The 14,897-nt window shown below is 71.7% G+C and carries 14 protein-coding genes; 13 read left to right on the top strand and 1 reads right to left on the bottom strand.

All coding sequences use genetic code 11. The features are described 5' to 3' along the window. The first annotated feature begins 80 nt into the window (after positions 1 to 80). Together ACIF6F_RS17835 and ACIF6F_RS17830 are read left to right on the top strand one after the other, a co-directional pair. Complete coding sequence (locus ACIF6F_RS17835) at positions 81 to 902, top strand: S-adenosyl-l-methionine hydroxide adenosyltransferase family protein (protein WP_399947487.1); 822 nt, start codon at positions 81 to 83, stop codon at positions 900 to 902. A 50-nt stretch (positions 903 to 952) separates the two neighbouring features. Then, positions 953 to 2,017, top strand: coding sequence for an LLM class flavin-dependent oxidoreductase (locus ACIF6F_RS17830; protein ID WP_399947485.1), 1,065 nt, complete (start codon positions 953 to 955; stop codon positions 2,015 to 2,017). Positions 2,018 to 2,167: 150 nt separating this feature from the next. On the opposite strand, the gene bldD is transcribed toward ACIF6F_RS17830, so the two are convergent. Next, positions 2,168 to 2,668 (bottom strand): transcriptional regulator BldD, encoded by a 501-nt coding sequence (gene bldD / locus ACIF6F_RS17825; protein ID WP_365034064.1) that lies wholly within the window; start codon positions 2,666 to 2,668, stop codon positions 2,168 to 2,170. A 302-nt stretch (positions 2,669 to 2,970) separates the two neighbouring features. On the opposite strand from bldD, the gene pyrR reads away from it, so the two are divergent. The 11 genes from pyrR to rpoZ all read left to right on the top strand — a co-directional run bounded on the left by pyrR (position 2,971) and on the right by rpoZ (position 14,822). Beyond that, positions 2,971 to 3,543, top strand: a complete 573-nt coding sequence (gene pyrR, locus ACIF6F_RS17820) for a bifunctional pyr operon transcriptional regulator/uracil phosphoribosyltransferase PyrR (protein WP_399947483.1) — start codon at positions 2,971 to 2,973, stop codon at positions 3,541 to 3,543. A gap of 116 nt (positions 3,544 to 3,659) precedes the next feature. Next, entirely contained in the window at positions 3,660 to 4,655 is a 996-nt protein-coding gene (locus ACIF6F_RS17815; protein WP_399947481.1) for an aspartate carbamoyltransferase catalytic subunit, read from the top strand. A gap of 2 nt (positions 4,656 to 4,657) precedes the next feature. Continuing rightward, complete coding sequence (locus ACIF6F_RS17810) at positions 4,658 to 5,944, top strand: dihydroorotase (RefSeq protein WP_399947479.1); 1,287 nt, start codon at positions 4,658 to 4,660, stop codon at positions 5,942 to 5,944. Then, on the top strand, positions 5,941 to 6,522 hold the full coding sequence (locus ACIF6F_RS17805) for a hypothetical protein (RefSeq protein WP_399947477.1): 582 nt from the start codon (positions 5,941 to 5,943) through the stop codon (positions 6,520 to 6,522). Before ACIF6F_RS17810 ends, ACIF6F_RS17805 begins: the two co-directional genes overlap by 4 nt. Further along, the gene (carA, locus tag ACIF6F_RS17800; protein ID WP_399947475.1) at positions 6,519 to 7,661 is read left to right on the top strand and encodes a glutamine-hydrolyzing carbamoyl-phosphate synthase small subunit; all 1,143 of its coding nucleotides are present in this window, start codon (positions 6,519 to 6,521) and stop codon (positions 7,659 to 7,661) included. The genes ACIF6F_RS17805 and carA overlap by 4 nt, the downstream gene beginning before the upstream one ends. Next, entirely contained in the window at positions 7,654 to 10,962 is a 3,309-nt protein-coding gene (gene carB, locus ACIF6F_RS17795) for a carbamoyl-phosphate synthase large subunit (protein WP_399947473.1), read from the top strand. The genes carA and carB overlap by 8 nt, the downstream gene beginning before the upstream one ends. A gap of 99 nt (positions 10,963 to 11,061) precedes the next feature. Beyond that, positions 11,062 to 12,171 carry a quinone-dependent dihydroorotate dehydrogenase gene (locus ACIF6F_RS17790; RefSeq protein ID WP_399947471.1) on the top strand — a complete coding sequence of 370 codons (1,110 nt, stop codon included), beginning with the start codon at positions 11,062 to 11,064 and terminating at the stop codon, positions 12,169 to 12,171. Then, complete coding sequence (pyrF, locus tag ACIF6F_RS17785) at positions 12,168 to 13,004, top strand: orotidine-5'-phosphate decarboxylase (protein ID WP_399947469.1); 837 nt, start codon at positions 12,168 to 12,170, stop codon at positions 13,002 to 13,004. Before ACIF6F_RS17790 ends, pyrF begins: the two co-directional genes overlap by 4 nt. Positions 13,005 to 13,561: 557 nt before the next feature. Then, positions 13,562 to 13,885 (top strand): integration host factor, encoded by a 324-nt coding sequence (locus ACIF6F_RS17780; protein ID WP_016638838.1) that lies wholly within the window; start codon positions 13,562 to 13,564, stop codon positions 13,883 to 13,885. A gap of 61 nt (positions 13,886 to 13,946) precedes the next feature. After that, entirely contained in the window at positions 13,947 to 14,510 is a 564-nt protein-coding gene (gmk, locus tag ACIF6F_RS17775) for a guanylate kinase (protein ID WP_399947467.1), read from the top strand. Positions 14,511 to 14,549: 39 nt separating this feature from the next. After that, the gene (gene rpoZ, locus ACIF6F_RS17770; RefSeq protein ID WP_004948662.1) at positions 14,550 to 14,822 is read left to right on the top strand and encodes a DNA-directed RNA polymerase subunit omega; all 273 of its coding nucleotides are present in this window, start codon (positions 14,550 to 14,552) and stop codon (positions 14,820 to 14,822) included. Positions 14,823 to 14,897 lie beyond the last annotated feature (75 nt).

Raw genomic sequence — 14,897 nt, 5'->3', positions numbered from 1 at the left:
CCCGTCTCCGACTCCCGCCCCGTCCCCGTCCCCGTCCCGCACCACCGTCCCCCACCGCCGACGAATCGCGAGGATCCGCCGTGATCTCCTTCCTGACCGACTACGGGCTGTACGACGGCTTCGTCGCCGCCTGCCACGGGGTGATCGCGCGGATCGCCCCGGACCAGCGGATCACCGACATCACGCACCTGGTGCCCGCGCGCGACATCCGGCGCGGGGCGGCCGTGCTGGCCGAGACCGTCCCGTACCTGCCCGACGGCTCCGTGCACGTCGCGGTGGTCGACCCCGGCGTGGGCACCGGGCGCCGGGCGGTGGTGCTGGTGTCCGCGCGGGGCGACCTGCTGGTCGGGCCCGACAACGGCCTGCTGCCCGAGGCGGCCGGGGCGCTGGGCGGGCTGGTGGCCGGGTACGAGATCAAGAGCCCCGCCGTGCTCGCCGCGCGGGTCTCGCACACGTTCCACGGGCGGGACGTGTTCTGCCCCGCGGCCGCCCGTCTCGCGGCCGGCACCCCGGTCGCGGAGGTGGGGCCGGAACTGGACCCGGCCTCGCTGGTCCGGCTGCACGCCCCGGTCTGCCGGCGCGATCCGGCGACCGGGGAGGTGGTGGGGGAGGTGCGCACGGTCGACCACTTCGGGAACGTGCAGACCGCGATCGGCGCCGGACCGCTGGCGGAGTCGGGGCTGGTGCCGGGCGCCGGGGCGGCCGTGCTGCTGCGGCTGACCGGCCGGGCCCAGCCGCTGCGGGTGCCGTTCGGGCGGACGCTCGGCGACGTGCCGCCGGGGGAGCTGGTCGCGTTCCTCGACTCCGCCGGGCTGTTCACGGTGGCGGTGAACTGCGGCGACGGCGCGTCCCGGCTGGGCGTGCGGCCCGGCAGCACGGTGGTGGTGAGCCCGGCCCGCTGAGCCGGGCCCGGCGTTGTGGCGTACGACGAGATCCCGGCCAGGAGGGCCCGATGGACTTCGGCATCAACTTCTTCCCCGCCGTCAGCCCGGCCGAGAAGGCCGCCTCCCGCTACTTCGCCGAGGCGCTGGCCCTGGTGGAGCTGGCGGAGGACCTCGGCTTCGGCCACGTGAAGGCGGTGGAGCACTACTTCTTCCCGTACGGCGGCTACAGCCCCGACCCGGTGGCCTTCCTGGCCGCCGCCGCGGCCAGGACCAGCCGGATCCGGCTGGTCACCGGTGCCGTGATCCCCGCGTTCAGCCATCCCGTGCAGCTGGCCGGAAAGCTGGCGATGCTGGACAACCTCGCGCACGGCCGGCTCGACGTGGGCGTGGGGCGGGGCTTCCTGCCGGGGGAGTTCGAGGCCTTCGGCATCCCGATGGAGGAGAGCCGGGAGCGGTTCACCGCCGGGGTCGAGGCCGTGCGCCGGCTCTGGAGCGAGGAGGAGGTGCGGGTCGACGGACCCTGGTTCCGCTTCGGCCCGGTGACCCTGCTGCCCCGCCCGTACCAGCGACCGCACCCGCCGCTGCTGGTGGCCGCGGCGGTGTCGCCGGAGTCGTGCCGGGCGGCGGGCGCCGCGGGGCACGGCCTGATGCTGGTGCCCTCGGTGGCGCCGCGGGAGACGGTCCGGTCGATGATCGACGTGCACCGGGAGGCCTGGCGGGCCGCCGGCCACCCGACGGGCGCGGAGCGGGTGCACCTGACGTACGACTGCTTCGTCCACGAGGACGGGGCCGCGGCCAGGGCGGCGGCGCGAGCCTACGCGGGCCGCTACCAGGAGCGCTTCCGGGCGGCCCTGACCGGCGGGGGCGGCGCCGACCGGCCGGGCTACGAGGGCTACCGGCGGCTGGTCGAGCAGGTCGGTACGGGCGACCCGGACGCGGCGGTGCGCGAGGACCGGGTGGTGGCGGGCACCCCGGACGAGGTGCTGGCGCAGCTGACCCGGATCCGGGACTGGTTCGGCGACGTCGCGGTGAGCCTGAACCTGGGTACGGGGGCGGAGCCCCCGGAGGAGGCCGAGCGGACGGTCCGGCTGCTCGCCAAACACGTGCTGCCGGCCTTCCCCGAGCCGTCCTGAGCGCGAGCCCCCGTGAGCCGCCCTCCGGTGCCCGAGGCATCCTGAGCCCCACCCCGCCTCGGAACCCCCGGGAACGCCGAGGGGCCGGCGGGAGCCCGAACGGGTTCCCGCCGGCCCCGGCGGTACGTTTCTGCTGGGTCCTGCGAGGGGTTATGCGTCCTCGTGGGTGACCGCGCGGCGCGCGTCGGCGTCGAGCACGCCCCAGCTGATCAGCTGCTCGGTCAGGACCGAGGGGGACTGGTCGTAGATGACGGCCAGGGTGCGGAGGTCGTCCTGACGGATCGACAGCACCTTGCCGTTGTAGTCGCCCCGCTGGCTCTGGATGGTGGCGGCGTAGCGCTGCAGCGGGCCGGCCTTCTCGGCGGGCACGTGCGCCAGGCGCTCCAGGTCGAGACGCAGCTTCGGCGGCGGCTCGGCGGCGCCGCCCGGGGTCGTACCCGGCAGCAGCTCCTGTACCGGCACCCCGTAGAAGTCCGCGAGCTCGGCGAGCCGCTGGACGGTCACGGCGCGGTCCCCGCGCTCGTAGGAACCGACCACGACCGCCTTCCAGCGGCCCTGGGACTTCTCCTCGACACCGTGGAGGGAAAGCCCCTGCTGGGTGCGGATCGCGCGGAGCTTGGCCCCGAGCTGTTTGGCGTATTCGCTGGACATAAGGCTCCCGGACGCTGTGACGACGTGCGGCTCCGCCGCGCGGCTGGTAACTCACTGTGAGGTTACGCAGCGTTACGTGGATGCGTCAAGCCGAATGGTCGCCGCCGCCCCCTTACGAGCCCGTGGCGGACCGGTGTCCGAAAAGCCTGGCGGGGGGCCTGATCGACTTCACACCCCGGTTCACCCCCCGGTGTGACGGGCCCCCGCGGCGCGGCGGCCCCGCGCCTGCTGGTACGGTGGACGGCGTACATCAGACGTCCTTTAAATGCCGTCCCGTGAGGCGGAGAAGGAGGTCCGCTTTCATGGACACCAGCACGACCGATGCGGCCCGGCCCGTTCTCGAAGGCCCGGACATCGCGCGGGTTCTGACCCGCATCGCCCACGAGATCGTCGAGCGCGCCAAGGGTGCCGACGACGTGGTGCTCCTCGGCATCCCGACGCGCGGCGTCTTCCTCGCCCGCCGGATCGCCGCCAAGCTCGAAGAGATCACCGGTGCCAAGATCCCGGTCGGCTCCCTCGACATCACGATGTACCGCGACGACCTGCGCATGAAGCCGGCGCGCGCCATCGGCCGCACGGAGATCCCCGGCGACGACATCGACGGCCGCCTCGTGGTCCTCGTCGACGACGTGCTCTTCTCCGGCCGCACCATCCGCGCCGCCCTCGACGCCCTGGGCGACATCGGCCGGCCCCGCGCCGTCCAGCTCGCGGTCCTCGTCGACCGCGGCCACCGCGAACTCCCGATCCGTGCCGACTACGTCGGCAAGAACCTCCCCACGTCGCTGCGGGAGACGGTCAAGGTCCAGCTCCAGGAGGAGGACGGCCGTGACGCCGTCCTGCTCGGCCAGCGGACCGACACGGCAGACCAGCACTAGCCCGTCCGGGTGATGGACCCTTCCCCGCGCCCGACGGCCGGAGGAACCGGGTCCACGCCGAGGCCTGCCCGCCCGCATTCCCGAGCCACCCTCCTCCCCACCCACGGAGCACCCAGATGAAGCGCCACCTCATCTCGGCCGCCGACCTCACGCGCGACGACGCCGTCCTCATCCTCGACACCGCCGAGGAGATGGCCCGGATCGCGGACCGGCCGATCAAGAAGCTGCCGACCCTGCGCGGCCGCACGATCTGCAACCTCTTCTTCGAGGACTCCACCCGCACCCGGATCTCGTTCGAGGCCGCGGAGAAGCGCCTGTCGGCCGACGTCATCAACTTCGCCGCGAAGGGCTCCAGCGTCTCGAAGGGCGAGTCCCTCAAGGACACCGCCCAGACCCTGGAGGCCATGGGCGTCGACGCGGTCGTCATCCGGCACGGCGCGTCCGGAGCCCCGTACCGCCTGGCGACCTCCGGCTGGATCGACGCCCCCGTCATCAACGCGGGCGACGGCACCCACCAGCACCCCACCCAGGCCCTGCTGGACGCCTTCACCATGCGCCGCCGCCTGGTCGGGAAGGACGCGCTCGGCCAGGACCTGGCCGGCAAGCGGATCACGCTCGTCGGTGACGTGCTGCACAGCCGCGTGGCCCGCTCCAACGTGGACCTGCTGCACACCCTGGGCGCCGAGGTCACCCTGGTGGCCCCGCCCACCCTGGTCCCGGTCGGCGTGGAGACCTGGCCCTGCCAGGTCAGCTACGGCCTCGACGAGGTGCTGCCGAAGTCGGACGCGGTCATGATGCTGCGTGTGCAGCGCGAACGCATGAACGCCGCCTTCTTCCCGACCGAGCGCGAGTACAGCCGCCGCTACGGCCTCGACGCCGTGCGCATGGCGAAGATGCCGGAGCACGCGATCGTGATGCACCCCGGCCCGATGGTCCGCGGCATGGAGATCACCGCCGAGGTCGCCGACTCCGACCGCTGCACGGTCGTCGAGCAGGTCGCCAACGGCGTCTCGATCCGCATGGCCGTCCTGTACCTGCTGCTCGGGGGCTCCGAGCCCGCCGTGACCACCCCCGCCGCCCCCACCGCCACCGCCACCGAGGAGACGAAGTAACCATGAGCAAGATCCTGATCCGTGGCGCGAAGATCCTCGGCGGCGAGCAGCAGGACGTCCTGATCGACGGCGAGACCATCGCCGAGGTGGGGCAGAACCTCTCGGCGGAGGGCGCGCAGGTGATCGAGGCCGAGGGCCGGATCCTGCTGCCCGGCCTGGTCGACCTCCACACCCACCTCCGCGAGCCCGGCCGCGAGGACTCCGAGACCGTCCTCACCGGCACCCGCGCCGCCGCCTCCGGCGGCTACACCGCGGTGTTCGCCATGGCCAACACCTTCCCGGTCGCCGACACCGCCGGCGTGGTCGAGCAGGTCTACCGCCTCGGCCGGGAGCACGGCTACTGCGACGTGCAGCCCATCGGCGCCGTCACCGTCGGCCTGGAGGGCAAGCAGCTCGCCGAGCTGGGCGCCATGCACGAGTCCGCCGCCGGCGTGAAGGTCTTCTCCGACGACGGCAAGTGCGTGGACGACGCGGTGATCATGCGCCGCGCCCTGGAGTACGTGAAGGCCTTCGGCGGCGTCGTCGCCCAGCACGCCCAGGAGCCGCGCCTCACCGAGGGCGCCCAGATGAACGAGGGCACGGTCTCCGCGGAGCTGGGCCTGGGCGGCTGGCCGGCCGTCGCCGAGGAGTCGATCATCGCCCGCGACGTCCTCCTCGCCGAGCACGTCGGCTCCCGCGTGCACATCTGCCACCTGTCCACCGCTGGCTCCGTCGAGATCGTCCGCTGGGCCAAGTCCCGCGGCATCGACGTCACCGCCGAGGTCACCCCGCACCACCTGCTCCTCACCGACGAGCTGGTCCGCACGTACAACCCGGTCTACAAGGTCAACCCGCCGCTGCGCACCGAGGCCGACGTGCTGGCCCTGCGCGAGGCCCTGGCCGACGGCACGATCGACATCGTCGCCACCGACCACGCCCCGCACCCGCACGAGGACAAGGACTGCGAGTGGGCCGCGGCCGCCATGGGCATGGTGGGCCTGGAGACCGCGCTGAGCGTCGTCCAGCAGACCATGGTCGAGACCGGGCTGCTCGACTGGGCGGGCGTCGCCGACCGGATGTCCTCCGCCCCCGCGCGCATCGGCCGTCTCGACGGCCACGGACGTCCCGTCTCGGCAGGTGAACCCGCCAACATCACGCTGGTCGATCCTGCGTACCGTGGTGTCGTGGACCCCGCAGACTTCGCCTCCCGCAGCCGCAACACGCCCTACGAGGGCCGCGAGCTGCCGGGTCGTGTCACCCACACCTTCCTGCGGGGCCGGGCAACGGTCGTGGACGGGAATCTCGCGTGACACCTGAAGCAATCCTTCTGGCCGCAGGGGCCGCCGAACGCGAATCGGCGAAGGTGACGGACTGGGGCGCACGCATCGCGTGGGTCGTCGGCCTGGTCGTCTTCATCGCGTTCGTCTACTGGCTGATGCGCCAGGGCTGGAAGTGGCGCGGCGCGCTCCAGGGCGACCTGCCCGAGCTGCCCGCCGCCCCCGAGGGGCTGCCGGCCCACCGGCTGGCCCTCACCGGCCGGTACCACGGGTCCACCACGGCAGGGCAGTGGCTGGACCGGATCGTGGCCCACGGCCTCGGGGTCCGCAGCCGGGTCGAGCTCACCCTCACCGACGCGGGCCTGGACGTGGTCCGTCCGGGTGCCACCGACTTCTTCGTACCGGCCGCGCAGCTGCGCGGCGCCCGCCTCGACAAGGGAATCGCGGGCAAGGTACTGACCGAGGGCGGACTGCTCGTCGTCACCTGGGCGCATGGCGACAAGCTGATCGACTCCGGTTTCCGCTCCGACCGCGCGGCCGAGCACGCCGCCTGGGTCGAAGCCATCAACTCCATGAACCAATCCATCACGACGGAAGGCGCCGAACGATGACGACCTCCACCAGGGGAGCTGTGAAAACTCCCGCCGTACTCGTCCTGGAGGACGGCCGCATCTTCCGCGGACGCGCCTACGGGGCCGTGGGGGAGACCTTCGGCGAGGCCGTGTTCTCCACCGGCATGACCGGGTACCAGGAGACCCTGACCGACCCCTCGTACCACCGCCAGGTCGTCGTCATGACCGCCCCGCACGTGGGCAACACCGGCGTCAACGACGAGGACCCCGAGTCCTCCCGCATCTGGGTCTCCGGCTACGTCGTCCGCGACCCCGCCCGCATGCCCTCCAACTGGCGCTCCCGGCGCTCGCTGGACGAGGAGCTCACCGCGCAGGGCGTCGTCGGCATCTCCGGCGTCGACACCCGCGCCCTCACCCGCCACCTGCGCGAGCGCGGAGCCATGCGCGTCGGCATCTTCTCCGGCGAGGCCGTCGCGGACGACGCGGCGCTGCTGGCGAAGGTCCGGGAACAGCCCCAGATGAAGGGAGCCAACCTCTCCGCGGAGGTGGCCACCAAGGAGGCGTACGTCGTCCCCGCGATCGGTGAGAAGAAGTTCACCGTCGCCGCGGTCGACCTGGGCATCAAGGGCATGACCCCGCACCGGATGGCCGAGCGCGGCATCGAGGTCCACGTGCTGCCCGCCACCGCCACCGCCGAGGACGTCTACGCGGTGGACCCGGACGGCGTGTTCTTCTCCAACGGCCCGGGCGACCCGGCCACCGCCGACCACCCGGTCTCCGTCATGCAGGCCGTGCTGGAGCGCAAGACGCCGCTCTTCGGCATCTGCTTCGGCAACCAGATCCTGGGCCGCGCGCTCGGCTTCGGCACGTACAAGCTGAAGTACGGCCACCGCGGCATCAACCAGCCGGTGCAGGACCGCACGACCGGCAAGGTCGAGGTCACCGCGCACAACCACGGCTTCGCCGTCGACGCGCCGCTCGACAAGGTCTCCGAGACCCCCTACGGCCGCGCCGAGGTCTCCCACGTCTGCCTGAACGACAACGTGGTGGAGGGCCTCCAGCTGCTCGACCAGCCGGCCTTCAGCGTCCAGTACCACCCCGAGGCGGCCGCGGGCCCGCACGACGCCGCGTACCTCTTCGACCGCTTCGTTTCTCTGATGGAGGCCGAGCGTGCCTAAGCGCACCGATATCCAGTCCGTCCTGGTCATCGGCTCCGGCCCGATCGTCATCGGCCAGGCCGCCGAGTTCGACTACTCCGGCACCCAGGCCTGCCGCGTCCTCAAGTCCGAGGGCCTGCGGGTCATCCTGGTGAACTCCAACCCCGCGACGATCATGACCGACCCGGAGATCGCCGACGCCACGTACGTCGAGCCGATCACGCCGGAGTTCGTCGAGAAGATCATCGCGAAGGAGCGCCCCGACGCGCTCCTGCCCACCCTCGGCGGCCAGACCGCGCTGAACACCGCCATCTCCATGCACGAGCAGGGCGTGCTGGAGAAGTACAACGTCGAGCTGATCGGCGCCAACGTCGAGGCGATCAACAAGGGCGAGGACCGCGACCTCTTCAAGGAGGTCGTCGAGGAGGTCCGCCGCAAGATCGGCCACGGCGAGTCCGCCCGCTCGGTCATCTGCCACTCCATGGACGACGTCCTCAAGGGCGTGGACACCCTCGGCGGCTACCCCGTCGTCGTCCGCCCCTCGTTCACCATGGGCGGCGCCGGCTCCGGCTTCGCGCACGACGAGGAGGAGCTGCGCCGCATCGCCGGCCAGGGCCTGACGCTCTCCCCGACCACCGAGGTGCTCCTGGAGGAGTCCATCCTCGGCTGGAAGGAGTACGAGCTGGAGCTGATGCGCGACAAGGCCGACAACGTCGTGGTCGTCTGCTCCATCGAGAACTTCGACCCGATGGGCGTGCACACCGGTGACTCGATCACCGTCGCCCCGGCGATGACCCTCACCGACCGCGAGTACCAGCGCCTGCGCGACATCGGCATCGCCATCATCCGCGAGGTCGGCGTCGACACCGGCGGCTGCAACATCCAGTTCGCGATCAACCCGGACGACGGCCGCGTCATCGTCATCGAGATGAACCCGCGCGTCTCCCGCTCCTCGGCGCTCGCGTCGAAGGCCACCGGCTTCCCGATCGCCAAGATCGCCGCCAAGCTGGCCATCGGCTACACCCTCGACGAGGTCCCGAACGACATCACCGAGAAGACCCCGGCCTCCTTCGAGCCCACGCTCGACTACGTCGTGGTCAAGGCCCCGCGCTTCGCGTTCGAGAAGTTCCCGCTGGCCGACGCCACCCTCACCACCACCATGAAGTCGGTGGGCGAGGCCATGGCCATCGGCCGGAACTTCACCGAGGCCCTCCAGAAGGCCCTGCGCTCCCTGGAGAAGAAGGGCTCGCAGTTCACCTTCACCGGCGAGCCCGGCGACAAGGCCGAGCTGCTGCGCGTCGCGGTCCGCCCGACCGACGGCCGCATCAACACCGTCATGCAGGCGATCCGCGCCGGTGCCACCCCCGAGGAGGTCTTCGACGCCACGAAGATCGACCCCTGGTTCGTGGACCAGCTCTTCCTGATCAAGGAGATCGCCGACGAGCTGGCCGGCGCCGAGAAGCTCGGCCCCGAGCTGCTCGCCGAGGCCAAGCGCCACGGCTTCTCCGACGCCCAGATCGCCGAGATCCGCGGCCTGCGCGAGGACGTCGTCCGCGAGGTCCGGCACGCCCTCGGCGTCCGCCCGGTCTACAAGACGGTCGACACCTGCGCCGCCGAGTTCGCCGCTAAGACCCCGTACTTCTACTCGTCCTACGACGAGGAGACCGAGGTCGCGCCCCGCGAGAAGCCCGCGGTGATCATCCTGGGCTCCGGCCCGAACCGCATCGGCCAGGGCATCGAGTTCGACTACTCCTGCGTCCACGCCTCCTTCGCGCTCAGCGACGCGGGCTACGAGACCGTGATGGTCAACTGCAACCCCGAGACCGTCTCGACGGACTACGACACCTCCGACCGCCTCTACTTCGAGCCGCTCACGCTCGAGGACGTGCTGGAGATCGTGCACGCCGAGTCCCTCGCGGGCCCGATCGCCGGCGTCGTCGTCCAGCTCGGCGGCCAGACCCCGCTGGGCCTCGCCCAGGCGCTGAAGGACAACGGCGTGCCGGTCGTCGGCACCTCCCCGGAGGCCATCCACGCCGCCGAGGACCGCGGCGCCTTCGGCCAGGTCCTGCTGGAAGCCGGCCTGCCCGCCCCGAAGCACGGCACCGCCACCACCTTCGCCGGAGCCAAGGCCATCGCCGACGAGATCGGCTACCCCGTCCTCGTACGCCCCTCGTACGTGCTCGGCGGCCGCGGCATGGAGATCGTCTACGACGAGGCGCGCCTGGAGTCGTACATCGCCGAGTCCACGGAGATCTCCCCGACCCGCCCGGTGCTGGTCGACCGCTTCCTCGACGACGCGATCGAGATCGACGTCGACGCGCTCTACGACGGCCACGAGCTCTACCTCGGCGGCGTCATGGAGCACATCGAGGAGGCCGGCATCCACTCCGGCGACTCGGCCTGCGCCCTGCCCCCGATCACCCTCGGCGGCTTCGACATCAAGCGCCTGCGCGCCTCCACCGAGGCGATCGCCAAGGGCGTCGGCGTCCGCGGCCTGATCAACATCCAGTTCGCGATGGCCGGCGACATCCTCTACGTGCTGGAGGCCAACCCCCGCGCCTCCCGGACCGTCCCCTTCACCTCGAAGGCGACCGCGGTCCCGCTGGCGAAGGCCGCCGCCCGCATCTCGCTGGGCGCCACCATCGCCGAGCTGCGCGCCGAGGGCCTGCTGCCGAGGACCGGCGACGGCGGCACCCTGCCGCTCGACGCGCCGATCTCCGTCAAGGAGGCCGTGATGCCGTGGAGCCGCTTCCGGGACATCCACGGCCGCGGCGTGGACACCGTCCTCGGCCCGGAGATGCGCTCCACCGGCGAGGTCATGGGCATCGACTCCGTCTTCGGCACGGCGTACGCCAAGTCGCAGGCGGGCGCCTACGGCCCGCTGCCCACCAAGGGCCGCGCGTTCATCTCCGTCGCCAACCGCGACAAGCGCTCGATGATCTTCCCGGCCCGTGAGCTGGTCGCCCACGGCTTCGAGCTGATGGCCACCTCCGGCACCGCCGAGGTGCTGCGCCGCAACGGCATCAACGCCACCGTGGTGCGCAAGCTCAGCGAGGGCGAGGGCCCGAACGGCGAGAAGACCATCGTCCAGCTGATCCACGACGGCCAGGTCGACCTGATCGTCAACACCCCGTACGGCACCGGCGGCCGCCTCGACGGCTACGAGATCCGCACGGCGGCCGTGGCCCGCAGCGTCCCGTGCCTGACGACGGTCCAGGCGCTGGCCGCCGCCGTCCAGGGCATCGACGCGCTCAACCACGGCGACGTGGGCGTGCGCTCCCTCCAGGAGCACGCGGAGCACCTGATCGCGGCCCGCGACTAGCAGCCCGTACGGAAGGGGGGCACCGGCGAGAACGACCGGTGTCCCCCCTTTCATGGGGTCAATCCGAGCGCACAACGGACACAAGGGATAAACCGGACGATGTACAAGCTGTTCTTCAACCTGGTCTTCAAGCGGATGGACCCCGAGCAGGCCCACCACATGGCCTTCCGCTGGATCCGCCTGGCAGCCCGCACCCCCGTGCTGCGCACCTTCGTGGCCGCCTACCTCGCCCCCCGCACCAAGGAACTGCGCACCGAGACCCTGGGCCTGCGCTTCCACAGCCCCTTCGGCCTCGCCGCCGGCTTCGACAAGAACGCCGTCGCGATCGACGGCATGGCGATGCTCGGCTTCGACCACGTCGAGATCGGCACCGTCACCGGCCAGGCCCAGCCCGGCAACCCCAAGAAGCGGCTCTTCCGCCTGGTACCGGACCGCGCGCTGATCAACCGCATGGGCTTCAACAACGAGGGCTCCGCAGCCGTGGCGGCCCGCCTCGCCGCCCGCCGCCCGGTCTTCAAGCCGGTCGTCGGCGTCAACATCGGCAAGACCAAGGTCGTCCCCGAGGCCGAGGCCGCCGCCGACTACGTGGTCTCCGCCGAGCGCGTCGCCCGGCACGCCGACTACCTGGTCGTCAACGTCTCCTCGCCCAACACCCCCGGCCTGCGCAACCTCCAGGCCACCGAGTCGCTCCGGCCGCTGCTGACCGCCGTGCGCGAGGCCGCCGACCGCACCGTCACCGGCCGCCGCGTCCCGCTGCTGGTCAAGATCGCCCCCGACCTCGCCGACGAGGACGTGGACGCCGTCGCCGACCTCGCCGTGGAGCTGGGCCTGGACGGCATCATCGCCACCAACACCACGATCGCCCGCGAGGGCCTCGGCCTGAAGTCCGACCCGGCCCTGGTCAAGGAGACCGGCGGGCTCTCCGGCGCCCCGGTCAAGGAGCGCTCCCTGGAGGTCCTGCGCCGCCTCTACGCGCGCGTCGGCGACCGGATCGTCCTGGTGGGCGTCGGCGGCATCGAGAACGCCGAGGACGCCTGGCAGCGGATCCTCGCCGGCGCCACCCTGGTCCAGGGCTACAGCGCCTTCATCTACGAGGGCCCCTGCTACGCCCGCGCCATCCACAAGGGCCTCGCCGCGCGCCTGGCCGCCAGCCCGTACGCCACGCTCGCCGACGCCGTCGGCGCCGAGACCCGGAAGGCCTCCCTGTGACGCTCCCCTTCGGCACCCGCCTCCGCCAGGCCATGGACGCCCGTGGCCCGCTCTGCGTCGGCATCGACCCGCACGCCTCGCTGCTCGCCTCCTGGGGCCTGACCGACGACGTGGCAGGCCTGGAGAGGTTCTCCCGCACGGTGGTCGAGGCGCTGGCCGACTCCGTGGCGGTGTTCAAGCCGCAGGCCGCCTTCTTCGAGCGCTTCGGCTCCCGCGGCATCGCGGTGCTGGAGCGTACGGTGGCCGACGCGCGCGCCGCCGGCACCCTGGTTCTGATGGACGCCAAGCGCGGCGACATCGGCTCGACCATGGCCGCCTACGCGGAGACCTTCCTGCGCAAGGACTCCCCGCTCTTCTCCGACGCCCTCACCGTCTCCCCGTACCTCGGCTACGGCTCGCTCAAGCCCGCCGTGGACCTGGCCCGGGAGTCCGGATCCGGCCTGTTCGTGCTGGCCCTGACCTCCAACCCGGAGGGCGCCGAGGTGCAGCGCGCGGTGCGCGAGGACGGCCGGACCATCGGTGCCACCATGCTGGCCCACCTGGCCGAGGAGAACGCCGGCGCCGAGCCGATGGGCTCCTTCGGTGCGGTGGTCGGCGCCACCCTCGGCGACCTGTCCACGTTCGACCTGGACATCAACGGCCCGCTGCTGGCCCCCGGCATCGGCGCGCAGGGCGCCACCGCGGCCGACCTGCCGGCCGTCTTCGGCTCCGCCGTCCGCAACGTGGTCCCGAACGTCTCGCGGGGCGTCCTCGCGCAGGGCCCCGACGCGGCCGCGCTGCGGTCCGCCTCCGACCGCTTCGCGGACGAGATCCGCGCGGCCGTCGCCGCGTAGCGCCGACCCCGGGAGGGGGGTGCGGGGAGGTCTCCCGCACCCCCCTCCCGCGCGTCCGGCCCCCGGCCGACCGTCGGGTGCGGCCCGTTCGAGCGGCGGTCGATGATGGCCGGAAACACACCCCCGGAACGGGCCCGCTCGCGCCCGGATCCGACACCGCGCGCGACGGTCCCGCCGTTCGGACCGGCCCGGGACCCGGCGCACCGGGGCGCACCGGTGGCGCTCCGTGGCCCCGCCGCCGCGCTCCGGAGCCGCGGCGACCTGCGCGGTCGCACCGGCAAGCACCGAATCTCGTCATTCCGCGTGTCGCTCACCCCCGGCTCCCGGCCGTCTTGACGAAATCCTCACCCAAAACCGGGGTGTTTTGTCTGTGATGTACGGTTCAGTGGAGGCTGACCAGGACTTTTCGTTCGTTCTCGCTGACTGGAGCGGCCTTGGCCGCTAGTCTCCGACCAGAGCGAACGCACACACCCGTTGTGTGCAGCTCGCCTGGTGGGGTGCCCTGTGGTGCTCCGCCGGTCCGTATCCGACAGTTCGACATCCGAGGTGACGTAGGCGTGGCTCTTCCGCCCCTTACCCCTGAACAGCGCGCAGCCGCGCTCGAAAAGGCCGCCGCGGCTCGCCGGGAGCGGGCCGAGGTGAAGAATCGACTCAAGCACTCCGGCGCCTCCCTGCACGAGGTCATCAAGCAGGGCCAGGAGAACGATGTCATCGGCAAGATGAAGGTCTCCGCCCTCCTCGAGTCCCTTCCCGGCGTGGGCAAGGTCCGCGCCAAGCAGATCATGGAGCGCCTCGGCATCTCCGAGAGCCGTCGTGTCCGTGGTCTCGGTTCCAACCAGATCGCCTCCCTGGAGCGCGAGTTCGGCGGCAGCGGCGCCTGAGGCGTCGCCCCGAGTTGTCCGAGTGTTCTCAGGCAGTCCTGAGAACCGGGATAATCGCTCCATGGCAGCAGAGGTTCGTCCGCGGCTGACCGTGCTCTCCGGCCCCTCCGGGGTCGGCAAGAGCACGGTCGTCGCGCATATGCGCAAGGTTCACCCCGAGGTATGGCTCTCGGTGTCGGCCACCACCCGCAAGCCGCGACCCGGCGAGCGGCACGGAGTCCACTACTTCTTCGTCTCCGACGACGAGTTCGACAAGCTGATCGCCAACGGCGAGCTGCTGGAGTGGGCCGAGTTCGCGGGCAACCGCTACGGCACCCCGCGGGCCGCCGTCGGCGAGCGCCTCGACGCGGGCGAGCCCGTGCTGCTGGAGATCGATCTCCAGGGTGCCCGGCTGGTCCGGGAGTCGATGCCGGAGGCCCAACTGGTCTTCCTCGCCCCGCCGAGCTGGGACGAGCTGGTCCGCCGCCTCACCGGGCGCGGCACCGAGGCCCCCGAGGTCATCGAGCGCCGGCTGGAGGCCGCGAAGGTCGAGCTCGCGGCCGAATCCGAGTTCGACACGACCCTGGTCAACACCTCCGTCGAGGACGTAGCACGCGAGCTGCTAGCCTTGATGGAAGTTGTTTGATCGTTGTTTGATCTTTTACCCATCTTCGGAAGGTAGAGCGTGTCCTCTTCCATCACCGCGCCCGAGGGCATCATCAACCCGCCGATCGACGAGCTGCTCGAGGCCACGGACTCGAAGTACAGCCTCGTGATCTACGCGGCCAAGCGCGCGCGTCAGATCAACGCGTACTACTCGCAGCTCGGTGAGGGCCTGCTGGAGTACGTCGGCCCGCTGGTGGACACCCACGTCCACGAGAAGCCGCTGTCGATCGCCCTGCGCGAGATCAACGCGGGTCTGCTGACCTCCGAGGCCATCGAGGCCCCGGCCCAGTAAGGCGCGAGCAATACCTTCACCACAGGCCCGGCAGCGCAGCTGCCGGGCCTGTGGTGTGTCATGGGTGGGAAGAGG

This window comes from Streptomyces sp. NPDC086023, assembly GCF_044540325.1.
GTDB lineage: Bacteria > Actinomycetota > Actinomycetes > Streptomycetales > Streptomycetaceae > Streptomyces.
Note: the sequence above shows the minus strand (reverse complement) of the source record. Positions and strands in the feature narration are given on the sequence as shown.

Coding starts and splice junctions, on each gene's coding strand:
- bldD (WP_365034064.1), bottom strand. CDS start 2,668: ATGTCCAGCGAATACGCCAAACAGCTCGGGGCCAAGCTCCGCGCGATC.
- pyrR (WP_399947483.1), top strand. CDS start 2,971: ATGGACACCAGCACGACCGATGCGGCCCGGCCCGTTCTCGAAGGCCCG.
- ACIF6F_RS17810 (WP_399947479.1), top strand. CDS start 4,658: ATGAGCAAGATCCTGATCCGTGGCGCGAAGATCCTCGGCGGCGAGCAG.
- gmk (WP_399947467.1), top strand. CDS start 13,947: ATGGCAGCAGAGGTTCGTCCGCGGCTGACCGTGCTCTCCGGCCCCTCC.
- ACIF6F_RS17830 (WP_399947485.1), top strand. CDS start 953: ATGGACTTCGGCATCAACTTCTTCCCCGCCGTCAGCCCGGCCGAGAAG.
- ACIF6F_RS17815 (WP_399947481.1), top strand. CDS start 3,660: ATGAAGCGCCACCTCATCTCGGCCGCCGACCTCACGCGCGACGACGCC.
- carA (WP_399947475.1), top strand. CDS start 6,519: ATGACGACCTCCACCAGGGGAGCTGTGAAAACTCCCGCCGTACTCGTC.
- ACIF6F_RS17790 (WP_399947471.1), top strand. CDS start 11,062: ATGTACAAGCTGTTCTTCAACCTGGTCTTCAAGCGGATGGACCCCGAG.